We start from the raw sequence: 13,703 nt of genomic DNA, 5'->3' as shown, positions 1-13,703 counted from the left end.
AGGGCCGCTCCTTCCCCGGATGCTATTAAATAATCAGGCTGCTTACGGCAAAAGCCATACCGATGAACACCAGGCAAAGCAAGGTGCCGACGGCGACGTTGCCCTTCTTGAGCTGATCGGAGATTTTAAACCCGGGCGTCACCAATTCAAAAATCCAATACGAAGCGATCAGGCACACATACCCCACGGCAAACCATAACATCATGTGCCAAATCGAAGTGTTCGTATAAGCCGCCACCCCGAGAATGATCGCCGTGCCCAAAAATTTGCCGCCCAGCGCCAAGGCCACGGCCACATTTCCCTTTTTCAGCTCATCCATGTCGCGATACGGTGTCATCCAATTAAAAATGACCATCCCCACCAGCTGGAGCAAAATCATGGCGATCACGCTCACGACAATATTAATGACTACCGTCAATTCGCCCACCCCCGAAATTTCGCGTACGCCAAATCATAATCGGCAAAATCATGCACTTCCTCCAATACGACCGACGCGGTTTTGGCCTGCTTCAAAGCCGTGTAACGTTCGTCGTCGATCGGCTGCTTGATGCGGTTGCCGGTCGGCAGCTCTAGCACGGCAAAATTCCGGGTCTTCCCCTTGTACTCCGTTTTGTACACGCCGACCAAATCAACGTCCGTCGTTACGGACACCTTGAGTTCGGCCAGGTCTTTTTCGGCCGTGGCCTGATCGGGGTAAGACTTCAACGTCGTCCAGGAGGACAGACGCACCTCGTTTTTCTGGTTCTCGTCGGTCGTCAGCTCGGCATCCATAAACTGGAGCACCCAAACCTTGTCGCCCGTCGCATAGTTATTGTCGTTCGGCAGCAGATCGTTATCGGGTAATATCGTCATGTCGCTCCCGACCAAATCGCCCACCGTTCCTTCGAGGATCCGGTAGTCCCACGGCACGCGCGAAGTCGTTAAGGTCGCTTCCGCCCCTCCGCTGTCCGTGCTCAACACGCTGTTTTGCCCGCCGCAGGCGCTTAGCGCCAGCACGGCCAAAACGGCGACGGCCGCCGCCAGGAAACGCCGGACCCAGGCTCTATTACGCAATTGCATTTATCTCACTCCCAACGCAATAAAATGACTGGCGTTGCCGGTAATCGGCCCGCCGGCCCGGCCAAGCAAACCGCAGGGCGTTCCGTTCAAGACGAACATGCCGGTCAACAAATGGAGTTCGCCTTCCGCCGTTTCGATGCGCGCCAGCTCCGCTCTTTTTTGATACACCGAGGGGAACAGCACGCTGCTGTCGAAGCCTTCCCGATCCTCCAGCTCGAGCCGCCCTTCCGCATCAAACATGCGCACGGAACCGCCCTCACGCCCAAACATTGATTTGGACACGAAGCTGCCCGAAAAGACCGGTTTATTGTAAGTCGGCAGGACATAGCGGGCGATCGCCTCGCGTTCTTCCGCGTCGAACAGCAGACCCAACTCATACAGCCCCCAAGCCGCGGCGAGCAAGCCTTTGGACTGCAGCAAAATGCTGTGCGGCGAATTAAACAGGGTCAACCGTCCGGTTTCGATCGCGTAGCTCAGCGCTTCGCCCCCATCGTCTACCGCCATCCACTCTTTGGGATACAGGGCGAACATCCGTTCAATCACGCGACCGTCTTTGTTTTTCAGAACGCCTTCATCCACCCAAAGCTCCAGGCAATCCTCGTAAAAAAGCTCCAGCCCGCTGTGTCTGCCCAACGCTTCGATTGTCCCCGAGTCCTCAAGATGGCGGCCGTACCATACACAAGCTGCGGTGTCCGGGCGTTCGAGCGCCCAAGCTTCCTTAACCAGCTCTTTCATCCGTATGTTGGGCGAAGCGTACCCGGCCTGCTCCAGCACCCACGGCGTGGCGATCGAGGCTTCTACGTATCCCGTGGGCGTATCGGCGTTCAGCTCCAGCAGCTTGATGGTGCCGTCGTTCGCCACGGCGAAATCAAACCGCGCGTAACGGCTGATGAGCCCCGGCTCCGGCAGCGGCAGATCATCGAGCATGTTCCACAGGATCGGCGGAATTCCGATCAGCTCATACAAATCGCGGCGGCGATGCACGTAACGTACGGTTTTGTCCAAAATGCGCCAGATGGCGGACGCCGCTTGCTCCAGTTCTTCGTAAACAGCCTTGGGCATTAGGACGATCTGATCGATCCAGTACTGCTCTTCTTCGATATCCGCCCATGTAAATCCGAGCTCTTGCAGCCGCTTCACCCGTTCGCTCCGGTCCGGATGGGGCTGGCCGATCACTTCGAACACGCAGCCGTTCGTTCCGTCATTCGTTCCGCCGTTCATTCCGCCAGTCGCCCCGTTGGGTATCCCGCCGCTCATCCGCCGAAAAACCCTTTGCCGCCGCCGGATTTCGAGCCGGAAATCGAGCTTTTGCTCGACGAAGAACCGGAGGACGTGCCGGAAGACGAGCCCAGTCCGCTCGATTTGCCGCCGATCCCCCCGGCCGGCGACGAGGTGGAGCGTCTGACGATCGACCCGGTGGATGAGGTCGAGGTTTTCGGCCGCACGACGGAGCCGGCTACCTGCTTGTTTTGGAACGTTCCGCTGGAATACGTGCGCGGAGCATACGGCGTATTGGTGCCCGCGTAATAACCGCGATGGTTGTCATACCAGCGGCTGGACGAATAAAACGAACCGTTGTTGAACAGCAGATGATACAGCAGCATATCATCCCAGCCGAACCCCGAGCCGTAATGGTTAATGACGGTCGTGCCGCCGGAGGATCCGGAAGTTCCGTCCGTCCCCGCACCGCCGCCGGCTTCAGCGCCACCCTGCTGCTCTTCGTCGGCCGGAAGCGGAATGCTCCAGTCTACGTTTTTGTCAAAATACTGCTTCACTTCATCCGTCGACCATTCGACCAGCTTCGGTCCGTCCCCCGAAGAATCGCTGCTGGTGGCCGAAACCCCGGGGGCGGGAATCAAAAAGGCGTTAGCCAGCAGAGCGATCCCCAGCGATGTGGACAATACGCGCAGCGGTTTGCCGTCCGGTGTGAAAAATTTAGAGCCGGCCGGCTCTTCCGGTGGCGACGATGGCGATATGATCTCCGTCGGTTGCATTTGCTTTTTCGTTACTTCTTCCTCTTCTTTCGCCAAATCCGAACCCTCCTTACGAAAGCATCCTTTAATCGTGCGCAATCGGAATGAGCAGAAGCTCCAATTTCCCCTCGTCGACGTTCAGACGGCCTTCCACCGCTTCATATTCGCGGTTGCCGACAACAAGATAATTCACATGCTCAAGCGCGGCGACCATGTTGGCGCTCCAGGTGCGCTCTTCCAGCTCCCGCAGCTCCCCGTCCGGCAGTTTCTCGTATAATTTTACGCTCATGCCTTGGTCCAATCGACTCACCCTTTCAATTTAAAACAACACTATCTAATGATACGTAAAGGATCTTCCCTAGTTTCATGAAAGATCAGGAAAAATCATAGATAAGGGATGATTAAAAATTTTAGATTCCACGGTGGTTCCACACAGTTAGACCCACTCGTTGGATCCCCAAGCTATCACATGGCCGTCCTTCAAAAGCACATAATGATTCCGAACGTCTTCCGTAATGGAGACCGCACCGGAAATCCCTTTCACTTGCGTTGCTCTAATTTTCCCGTCGCCCTCCCTTGTCCATGTCCATACTGTTCCGTCCGCTTTTACCGCCGCATCTGTCGTAACCGACACAACGTCCCGCAAACCGTTTCCAAGTTGGCCTATAATTCATTACTAATATTGAGGCTGATGCGGAAGGAACCAACAAATTAAAAACAGGATCAAGTAGACGGAAAGCGCCCCCTTGATCCCAAGATAAACCTGATTTCGATTCCATCAACATCAGTGCAGGCCTCTCTGGCGTTCCCCCGTATTTCCTCACCGGCACGATCCAAAACCAATGTGCAGCACGCAAGGCGAACCGGGAGAGACGCTCGTTAGCTACACCAAAAACATCGCCACCACCGTCGTCACAGCAAGCCCGATCAGCACCGGCTTCAGGTTGCGCCGCGCCAGCTCAAACGGGCTGACGCCGCAGATCGCCGCGGCGGGGATGAGCGCCCACGGGATCAGCGTGCCGCCGCCGACCCAGATGGCGGCCACTTGGCCGAGCGCGGTCAGCGTCGCCGTCCCCGAGCCGATGGCGGTGCCGAACAGCCCCGCGATCGAGCCGGCCAGCGAAATGCCCGAAAAGCCGGAGCCGTCCAGGCCGGTGATCGCTCCGGTGACAGCCAGCGTAATCGCGCCGACGATGCCGTTCAGCGGCACGATTCCGGCCAGGGCCGCGCCAAGGTCGTTGACGATGCCATGCGATGTTTCGGGCAGCACCTGTCCGAATAGCTCAGCAAAAGCGGCATCACCGAGATAAAAAAAGGCGGCGATCGGAATGACCGGGCCGAACACCTTAAAGCCGAAGACCAGACCGTCGATCAGGTAGGACGTGACCTTCTCCAGGCCGCGGTTTTGGTGGGCCAGCAGCGTCACCGCGATCAAAATCAGCACCGCCGTCCCGCCCACGAGCGCCGTAGCATCGCCGCCTTGAAGGTGGAGCAGGAGCATCGCGACCACGTCGGCGGCAAACAGCAGAGGGATCAGGACGGCAAGCCATTTGCGGGCTTTGGGAGGCAGCGCGGCCCGGTCCTCATGGCCGGCCGAACGCTCCTCCCCCAGCACGCCGCCCGCGCCGTTTTTGGCCGCGGCCAGCCCGTCTCTCCAGACCCCGCTGCGCATGTCCTGGCGCATCATCCAAAAGGCCGTGATGGTGCTCACCAGGCCCATCACGATCACCAGCGGCACACTCGCCGCCATGACGCTGCCGACCGGGAGCCCGGCGGCATCCGCCGTCAATTTCGGCGCGCCTTGAATAATATAATCTCCGGACAAGGCGATGCCGTGTCCGAACAAGTTCATCGCGACGGCCGCGCCAAGCGCCGGCAGCCCGACGCGAAGCGCCACCGGCAGCAGGACGGCCCCGATCAGGGCGACCGCCGGCGACGGCCAGAAGAAAAAGGAAGTCACCATCATAATGAGGCCGATGCCCCAATACGCCATCGAAGGTGTGCGCAGGAAACGCGTGAGCGGCGCCACCATCGTTTCGTTGATGCCGGTCCGCATCAGCACCCGGCTCATCGCCACGATGATCGAAATGATCATGATCGTGCTCATCAGCTCTTTGGTGGCGTAGATAAACGATTTAAAGATGCCCGACACCGAACCGCTGAGCGTTCCCGTCGCAAGCAGTCCGAGCGCAAATATGCCGGTCACGCAAATCATCGTCGTATCCCGCCGCTTGATCATCAGCGCCAAAATGAACACGATGAAGGCCAGATACACGTAATGAATCGCCGACAGCTCTATTCTCATCATGATGTCACGCTCCTTTTCCAAGCATATTGTGCTATATGCTATGCAGGAGCCCAAGCAAGAGTTCGACCCATGACGCTAACTGATGTTTGGTTGTGTCGAAGCTTGGCGTTCAAAGTATGATGGCAGTGAGGCAAGAGTGAGGTAAGAGTGAAGTGTAGGAATGAGATGGGAATGAGATTGCAGAAAGGCGGCAGTGGGAGAAAGTGAGGTAATAGTATAAAGTAAGACAGAAGAGTTTAGGCGACAAGTCGATAAGGGAGATTGAAGTCACGCAAAATCTTGCGAAATGTGAAACCCATAAAATGTTATAAATCCTGCGAGACAAAAGCAACGTCCTGCAAAGTAGTAACATACTGCGAAGTAGCAGTATCCTGCAAATTAGCATCATCTTGCGAAGTAGAAATCTTTTGCAAACTGGCATCATTTTCCCGAGAAGTAATTTTCCTCCAGGGTAAAATCCCACGAAATGCAAAAGTGCATGCGGATTTTGTCAAAACCTCGCGAAATGGACCTGCGAAATGCAAAAGTGCATTTCAATTCCGCCAGAAACATCAAAAATTTCTGAAACGGCCCCGATCAACTGCACTTTTGCAGGCGAATCGCCTCAAGGGGGGCATTCGCCGAAAATAAGATGCACTTTTGCATTTGGTCCAACAAGCGGCTGGGTCCATATACTACTGAAGCGAAAACTAGTTTCAAACCAACTAGTACTAATAAAACAGCTGCTTCTAACAAACCAACTGTTTCAGACTAAACCAGCGGTTATAGACTAAACCAAATTGTAGTCCTTGATTTTTTTGTACAAGGTTCCGCGGGAGATGCCAAGCAGCTTGGCGGCATTGCTTTTGTTCCCGGCAGCGCGCTCCAGCGCCTCCTTCATCAGCTCGATTTCTTCCTCGGGCGTAATCCGGGGCTTCAGCATTCTGGACGGAGGTTCAAAGCCTGCTCCTCCCGACTTCTCCATTCCTTGCCCTCCGGCCTGACCGGAAATGGAGCGAGCCCCCATGACCCGGCCGGAAGCGGAGCGAGCCTCCCCGGCAAACCCTTCGCCGTCAAGCTCCAACTGAGCCTGCCGCTGCTGCAGCGCCTCGGGCAGATGCTCAAGCGTAATCCGGTCGTTTTCGCTCAAAATAACGCAGCGCTCCATCACCGCCCGCAGCTCGGTCTGGTTGCCCGGCCAGTCGTAATTCAAAAAGGCAAGCATCACTTCCGGGGCCACCACCGGCACCGGCTTTTGATATTGCAGCGAAAAGGTGCGCAAATACGTCTGGATCAAAGTGGACAGATCCTCCTTGCGTTCCCTGAGCGGCGGCACCTTTAGCGAAACAACGTTCAAGGCGTAGTACAAGTCCGCCCGGAATTTCCCTTCCTGCACCAGCCGCTCCAGATCCTGCGCCGTGGCCGCGAAAATCCGCGTGGATACGGGCGTCTCCTCACCGCCGCCGATTCGCGCAGCCATACGGCTTTTCATGAACCGGCACAGCTTATCCTGAACATCCGGCGAGAGGCGGTCGATTTCGTTCAAAAACAGCGCCCCCCCGTCGGCCCCTTCCAGCTTGCCGGCCTGACCGGACGGCCTGCCGGAAAAAGCGCCCCCCTGATAGCCGAACAGCTCCGCCTCGGCCAGCCCTACGGGGATGGCGCCGCAATTGACCGACAGAAACGGCCCCTCGCTCCGGCGGCTGGCCCGGTGGATCACCTTCGCCAACTGTTCCTTGCCCGCGCCGGTTTCGCCGATGAACAGCACGGGCGAATCGGTTTCGGCGATTTTTTTGGCGACTTTCACCACCTTGCCCATGCTTTCGCCGCGGGCGTGCAGCAGCGCAAACGGATCCCGGTCGCCCATTTTGTGGGTCAACAGGCGCGATTGCGCGGCCCCCAGCTCGTCGTTCAGCTTGACGAGATGCGTGATGTCCTGCTCGGTCGCCACCCCGCCGATGATTTCGCCGCCATCCGCTACGATCGGCGAAGCATTGATCAGGACGTGAGTGTCCTGCCGCGGACGGTGATACGCTCCCTGCAGCCGCCGGCCTTCGTCCAGAATCTTCAGCACGACCAGCGCCTCCGGGTCGAAATGCTCCCCGATCGTTCGCCCGACAATGTCCTCCTTGGCAATCCCATATACTTCTTCGGCCACCGCATTCCAACTGACCACCGTCCCGTTCCGGTCCACGACCGTCACGGCGTCGCTAACCGTCTCCAGCAGCGTCCGGAAATAAGCCTCTGTCTGCCGCCCGGTCTCCCCCACCGCCCGCAGCATCTCGCCAAACGGGCAATATCCGATCGGCCGCCCCTTCTCGTCCGCGACAACGATGGCCGTCCGGCCGCCGGCTTCAGACAGCTTGACGATCAGCTCATGCAGCGGGCCGCTCACGCTCAACTCCACCTCGTGGACAACAACCGCCGCAAAAGCCGCGCCATGCGCAGCCAAATACTCGCCGATGCGGCCCGTCACCCCCTCAAGCAAGCTGGCGTCGCGGGGTGCAAACAGGCACACTCCCCCGTCCCCCGCCGCCGTAACGACCATCTTGCCCTGCCGAAGCGCCGCCAGCAGTGCAGAAACTTTTTCTTCCGGCTTCAGTTCTACGAAATCCCGGCGAATCAGCCGCTCCCGTTCAACATTGAACATTTCGATTACCTCGCACGTCGTTGCAATTTATTTGTAAATCTAACATGAAAAAAGCGGCGTTTCAATACTCGTTTAACGAGATTGGCTTGACGCGTAAGAGGGAGAAGACGCAGGAGTCAGAGGCTCATACTGTTCATTTTTGAACATAATTAAGATTTTCGCAATAAAATTCCGTCTATTTTTTAGACACATATTGTTCATTTATTTAAAATATTGTATATTCTGTGTACAACGACATATGGAAAAGGATGGGTGCCATGGATGCGTTAATGAGAACGCTGTTTTTGGCCTTGGCCCAAAACCGGTCCGTGAGCAAACTGGCCCGCCGATACGGCCTCCGTTTCGGGGCTAGCCGGTTCGTCGCCGGGGAAACGCTTGAGCAGGCCATCGAAACCGTACGCCGATTAAACGGCTCCGGACGGGAAGCGACGCTCGACCACCTGGGCGAATTCGTTTCGAACGAAGCGGAAGCCCGCCGCTCCACCGAGATGTGCCTGAGGACGCTCGACGCGATCGCAGCCTCAGGAGTCCAGGCGAATCTGTCGCTGAAGCTGACTTCGCTTGGCCTCGGCATCGGCGAGGAGCTGTGCATGCGCAACATGACGGACATCCTGGAGCGCGCCCGCATCCACGGTTTGTTCGTCCGCATCGACATGGAGGATCATGCGCAGTGCGAAAAAACGATCGCCATCTACAGACGTCTCCGCCGGGAATTCGGCCATGTCGGCATCGTCATCCAGGCTTATTTGTACCGCTCCGTGCAGGATCTCGCAGACCTCAAAGAACTGAAGCCCAACCTGCGCCTCGTTAAAGGGGCTTACAAAGAACCGCCCGAAGTGGCTTATCCGAACAAGCCGGACGTCGACGAAAATTTCAAACGCCTCATTTCCACTCACCTCAAGAACGGCAGCTATACCGCTATAGCAACACATGACCCGCAAATCATCGGCTTCACCAAACAGCTCGTAAAACAACTGAATATTCCGCTTAACCAATTCGAGTTCCAAATGCTGTACGGGATCCGCGAGGAACTTCAGCTGCAGCTCGCCCGCGAAGGCTACAAAGTGCGCATCTACGTTCCTTTCGGCCGGGATTGGTTCGGCTACTTCATGCGCCGTCTCGCCGAGCGTCCGGCCAATGTCTGGTTTGTGTTGAAGAACCTTTTTAAATAATCCCTCTGAAAAGGAGACTTCCCCCATGAACAAAACGGCAAAACCCGCTGTATTCCGCAACGAGCCTTTTACCGATTTCAGCCAGGAGCCCGGCAAGCGGGCCATGCAGGAGGCGATCGCCAAGGTCAAGTCCGAGCTGGGGCGCGAATATCCGCTGCGCATCGGCGGCGAGCTTATTTTTACGGAAGACAAGATCCGTTCCTTCAACCCGGGGCAAACCGGCGAAACAATCGGATGGGTAAGCAAGGCTGACCGGGCGCTAGCCGAAAAAGCAATGCAGACGGCGCTGGAGACGTTTGAGTCGTGGAAAAAAACAGCGGCGCAAACGCGCGCGGAAATTCTGCTGAAAGCCGCCGCCATCATGCAGGAGCGTAAGCACGAGTTCTCCGCCCTGATGGTCCTCGAGGCCGGCAAAAACTACGCCGAAGCCGATGCCGACACGGCGGAAGCGATCGATTTCCTGAATTTTTACGCGCGGGAAATGATCCGGCTGAGCGAAATCAACGAGACGATGCCGTTGACCCCGGTAGCCGGCGAAGAGAACCGGCTGACGTATATTCCGCTTGGCGTCGGCGTCATTATCCCGCCCTGGAACTTTCCGCTGGCGATCTGCGCCGGCATGACCTCGGCGGCCATCGTCGCCGGCAATACCGTCCTGCTGAAGCCCGCTTCCAACACACCGGTGATCGCCGCCAAGTTCGCCGCTTTAATGGAAGAAGCAGGCCTGCCGGCCGGGGTGCTCAACTTTGTTCCGGGCAGCGGCGCGGAGGTGGGCGATTACTTGACAGCGCACCCCCAAACCCGGTTTATCAGCTTCACCGGCTCGAAGGAAGTGGGCCTGCACATCAACAAGCTGGCGGCCGGCGTCGCCCCGGGGCAGCTCTGGATTAAGCGGGTCGTGGCGGAAATGGGCGGCAAAGACGGGATCGTGGTGGACGAAACCGCCGACCTGGACGCGGCTGCCCAGGCGATCGTCACCTCGGCGTTCGGCTACCAGGGGCAAAAATGTTCCGCCGGGTCCCGGGCTTTGATCGTGGAGGCGGTGTATGACGAGGTCGTGGAAAAAGTGGTAGAGCTTACCCGGGGGCTGACAATCGGGCTGCCCGAGCGCAATTTCCCCATCGGCCCGGTGATCGACGAGAGCTCCTGCCGGAAGGTGCTGGACTACATCGAGATCGGCAAGCAGGAGGGCGAACTGCTGGCCGGGGGGCGCCAAGCCGAAGTGGCCGGCGCGCAAGGGTTTTATATCGAGCCGACGGTTTTTGCCGGCGTCGGCGGCAAGGCTCGGATTATGCAAGAGGAGATTTTTGGGCCGGTGCTGGCGATCGGCAAAGCGAAGGACTGGCGGGAAGCGATCCGGCTGTTCAACGACACCGAGTTCGGTTTGACGGGAGCTTTTTTCTCACGGGATGAAGACCGGATCTCCGAAGCGCTGGAAACGATGCATTGCGGCAATCTTTACGTGAACCGGAAATGCACCGGCGCCCTGGTGGGGGGCCATCCGTTCGGCGGGTTCAATATGTCCGGCACCGACTCGAAAGCGGGAGGCTACGATTATTTGCTGCTGTTCACGCAAGCCAAACTGACCTCGCGAAAAAAATAACGCCGGTGCGAAGAATCCCGATATGAATAGCGATACGGTTGCCGATACTATTGCCGATGTGGATATAGTTCAAGTGCGTGTTCAAAAAGGTCGGTTTTCAGCACCGAGAAGATTGGATGAAGCCAGGGGCCGAGGAGCGGAGCGTACGTTTGGGGTACGTGAGCACCGGAGGGTCCGGCTGAATTCAAGATTCGATGCCGAGTTACTTCTTGAATTCTCTTCGTGATCAAAAGCGGACTTTTTGAACAACCTCTTTAAATATGGACATGAAAAGGGGATAAACGTCATGAAGGGGAAGCTCATTAACGCGGAAAACGGGAACGTGTTTACCAGTACGCAGCAGTTGATCCGGACTGCCCTGCAGACGATGAACGAGCCCGCGGCGATGTACGAACTGCTCAAGGAGCCGCTGCGGACGCTGACGGTGCGGATTCCCGTCAAAATGGACGACGGCTCGGTCAAAGTGTTCACCGGATACCGCGCGCAGCATAACGATGCGGTGGGTCCGACCAAAGGGGGCGTGCGGTTCCATCCCGACGTCACGGAGGAGGAGGTCAAGGCCCTGTCGCTGTGGATGAGCATCAAATGCGGCATCGTGAACTTGCCGTACGGCGGCGGAAAAGGCGGGGTCGTCTGCGACCCCCGCACCATGTCCCTGCGCGAGCTGGAGGCGTTAAGCCGGGGATATGTCCGCGCCGTAAGCCAAATCGTTGGCCCGACCAAGGATATCCCGGCGCCCGATGTATATACCAATTCGCAGGTCATGGCTTGGATGCTCGACGAATACAGCCGGATCCGCGAGTTCGACTCGCCCGGCTTCATCACCGGCAAACCGGTCGTGCTGGGCGGCTCGCTGGGCCGGGAGTCGTCGACGGCGCTCGGCGTGACGATCGTGCTGCAAGAGGCGGCGAAAAAAGCCGGCATGACCGTCGAAGGCTCGCGCGTCATTATCCAGGGCTTCGGCAACGCCGGCGGTTACCTGGCCAAGTTCCTGCACGACGCCGGGGCGGTGATCGTCGGAATCGCCGACGCGCGCGGAGCTTTATACAACCCGAAAGGACTCGATATCCTCGAACTGCTGGACCGGCGCGACTCGTTCGGAACCGTGTCCCATCTGTTCCCGGACCGGATCACGAACCGGGAGCTGCTGGTGCAGGATTGCGATATCCTGATCCCGGCGGCGATCGAAAATCAAATCACGGAGGAGAACGCTCCCGACATCAAAGCCAAGCTGCTGGTGGAGGCGGCCAACGGCCCGACGACGTACGCGGCGACGGAAATCCTGACGAAGCGCGGCGTCCTGATCGTGCCGGATGTGCTGGCTAGCGCCGGCGGCGTGGTCGTGTCCTATTTTGAATGGGTGCAAAATAATCAAGGCTACTATTGGACGCTGGAGGAAATCAACAAGAAGCTGGCCGACATCCTGACCGCCGCGTTCGAGACGGTGTACCGGACCTCCAGGCTGCGGGGCGTTAATATGCGGTTGGCCGCTTATATCGTTGGCCTGAAAAGAATGACCGAGGCCGTAAAATGGCGGGGGTGGATCTAACTATGGCAACTACGCTGATCATTATCCGGCTGGAGCTGGATCACGAGCACGCCAGCTTCGGCGATGTCGCCGCCGCGGTCAGCCAGGCCGGCGGAGACATAACGTCCATCGACGTGATCTCTTCGGCCAAAGGTTCGTCGATCCGCGACATCACCGTGGACATAGGCGACCGTGATGAAGCCGCCATCGTAGGCGCGCTGCGCAGGCTGCCCGGCGTCCGGCTGATCAATGTGTCCGACCGCACGTTCCTGATGCATCTCGGCGGCAAAATCTCCATCAAGCCGACGATGCCGATCCGCAACCGCGACGATTTGTCGCAGGTGTACACTCCCGGCGTGGCCAAAGTGTGCAAGGCGATCCACGAAAGCCCGGCCAAGGCGTTTTCGCTGACGATCAAGCGCAATACCGTCGCCGTGATCTCGGACGGCACCGCCGTGCTTGGTCTTGGCGGCATCGGCCCGTACGCCGCCGCGCCGGTCATGGAAGGCAAAGCGATGCTGTTCAAGCAGTTGGCCGGGGTGGATGCTTTTCCGCTATGCCTCGATACGAGCGACACGGAGGAAATCATCCGCACCGTCAAAGCGGTCGCTCCGATTTTCGGCGGCATCAATCTCGAGGATATCAGTTCCCCGCGCTGCTTTGAAATCGAGCGGCGGCTGGCGGAGGAGCTGGATATCCCGGTGTTTCACGACGATCAGCACGGGACTGCGGTCGTCGTCACCGCCGGCCTGATCAACGCGCTGAAGGTGGTCGGCAAGCGGATGTCCGAGGTGCGGGTCGTCGTGAGCGGTGTCGGCGCGGCCGGCGTGTCCATCTGCAAAATGCTGCTCGCCGCGGGCGTCACCCGGCTTGTTCCGGTGGATAGAGCCGGGGCCATCGTGTTCGGCGGCAAATACGAGCACCCGATGTGGCAGTGGCTGGCGGAGCAGCCGCAGGTGGAGGCACGCGCCGGCTCGCTGAAGGACGTCCTGCCCGGGGCCGACGTGTTCATCGGCGTCTCGTCCGGCGGCCTGCTAACCGGCGCCGATATCTTGGCGATGAACGAGCGCCCGATCGTGTTCGCGCTGGCCAATCCGGAGCCGGAGATCAGGCCGGAGGAAGCGCTGAAGCACGCGGCCGTGGTCGCCACGGGGCGGAGCGATTACCCGAACCAGATCAACAACGTGCTCGTTTTCCCCGGCTTGTTCCGCGGCGCGCTCGACTGCCGGGCCAGACGGATCAACGAGGCGATGAAGCTGGCCGCGGCGGAGGCGATCGCCTCGTCCGTCACGGACGAGGAGCGGAATGAGCAGTACATCATTCCGAGCATTTTCAACGACCAGGTAGTCCCCCTGGTTCGTAAGGCGATCGTGGTGGCGGCGATATCGACCGGAGTGGCCCGGCGCATTCCGCCGGATTTCCGGTAAGCGG

The 13,703-nt window shown here is 58.4% G+C and carries 11 protein-coding genes; 4 read left to right on the top strand and 7 right to left on the bottom strand.

Annotation, left to right across the window (positions count from 1 at the left end):
• Window positions 1-25 precede the first annotated feature (25 nt).
• The 7 genes from NYE74_RS05500 to NYE74_RS05470 all read right to left on the bottom strand — a co-directional run bounded on the left by NYE74_RS05500 (window position 26) and on the right by NYE74_RS05470 (window position 7,969).
• Window positions 26-418 (bottom strand): DUF350 domain-containing protein, encoded by a 393-nt coding sequence (locus NYE74_RS05500; RefSeq protein WP_036618932.1) that lies wholly within the window; start codon window positions 416-418, stop codon window positions 26-28.
• Window positions 415-1,059 (bottom strand): hypothetical protein, encoded by a 645-nt coding sequence (locus tag NYE74_RS05495; protein WP_036618930.1) that lies wholly within the window; start codon window positions 1,057-1,059, stop codon window positions 415-417. The genes NYE74_RS05500 and NYE74_RS05495 overlap by 4 nt, the downstream gene beginning before the upstream one ends.
• Entirely contained in the window at window positions 1,060-2,280 is a 1,221-nt protein-coding gene (locus NYE74_RS05490) for a glutathionylspermidine synthase family protein (RefSeq protein WP_051985812.1), read from the bottom strand.
• A 32-nt stretch (window positions 2,281-2,312) separates the two neighbouring features.
• Window positions 2,313-3,053: a hypothetical protein gene (locus tag NYE74_RS05485; protein WP_051985811.1), complete on the bottom strand. Its 741-nt coding sequence runs from the start codon at window positions 3,051-3,053 to the stop codon at window positions 2,313-2,315.
• A gap of 64 nt (window positions 3,054-3,117) precedes the next feature.
• Window positions 3,118-3,321 (bottom strand): hypothetical protein, encoded by a 204-nt coding sequence (locus tag NYE74_RS05480; protein WP_036627339.1) that lies wholly within the window; start codon window positions 3,319-3,321, stop codon window positions 3,118-3,120.
• Between the two features lie 594 nt (window positions 3,322-3,915).
• Window positions 3,916-5,337 (bottom strand): hypothetical protein, encoded by a 1,422-nt coding sequence (locus NYE74_RS05475; protein WP_124332454.1) that lies wholly within the window; start codon window positions 5,335-5,337, stop codon window positions 3,916-3,918.
• Window positions 5,338-6,109: 772 nt separating this feature from the next.
• The gene (locus NYE74_RS05470) at window positions 6,110-7,969 is read right to left on the bottom strand and encodes a sigma-54 interaction domain-containing protein (protein ID WP_124332383.1); all 1,860 of its coding nucleotides are present in this window, start codon (window positions 7,967-7,969) and stop codon (window positions 6,110-6,112) included.
• A gap of 257 nt (window positions 7,970-8,226) precedes the next feature.
• Between NYE74_RS05470 and NYE74_RS05465 the strand changes: the two genes are divergently transcribed.
• The 4 genes from NYE74_RS05465 (at window position 8,227) to NYE74_RS05450 (ending at window position 13,699) form a co-directional block, all read left to right on the top strand.
• Window positions 8,227-9,141, top strand: coding sequence for a proline dehydrogenase family protein (locus NYE74_RS05465; RefSeq protein WP_124332382.1), 915 nt, complete (start codon window positions 8,227-8,229; stop codon window positions 9,139-9,141).
• Between the two features lie 25 nt (window positions 9,142-9,166).
• Window positions 9,167-10,744 (top strand): L-glutamate gamma-semialdehyde dehydrogenase, encoded by a 1,578-nt coding sequence (pruA, locus tag NYE74_RS05460; RefSeq protein WP_124332381.1) that lies wholly within the window; start codon window positions 9,167-9,169, stop codon window positions 10,742-10,744.
• Between the two features lie 286 nt (window positions 10,745-11,030).
• Complete coding sequence (locus tag NYE74_RS05455; RefSeq protein ID WP_316561041.1) at window positions 11,031-12,293, top strand: Glu/Leu/Phe/Val family dehydrogenase; 1,263 nt, start codon at window positions 11,031-11,033, stop codon at window positions 12,291-12,293.
• 2 nt (window positions 12,294-12,295) lie between these two features.
• Window positions 12,296-13,699, top strand: a complete 1,404-nt coding sequence (locus NYE74_RS05450; protein ID WP_316561040.1) for an NAD-dependent malic enzyme — start codon at window positions 12,296-12,298, stop codon at window positions 13,697-13,699.
• Window positions 13,700-13,703: the final 4 nt, after the last annotated feature.

The sequence above is a fragment of the Paenibacillus sp. FSL P4-0127 genome (assembly GCF_038007325.1).
GTDB classification, from domain to species: Bacteria; Bacillota; Bacilli; order Paenibacillales; family Paenibacillaceae; genus Fontibacillus; species Fontibacillus macerans.
Note: the sequence above shows the minus strand (reverse complement) of the source record. Positions and strands in the feature narration are given on the sequence as shown.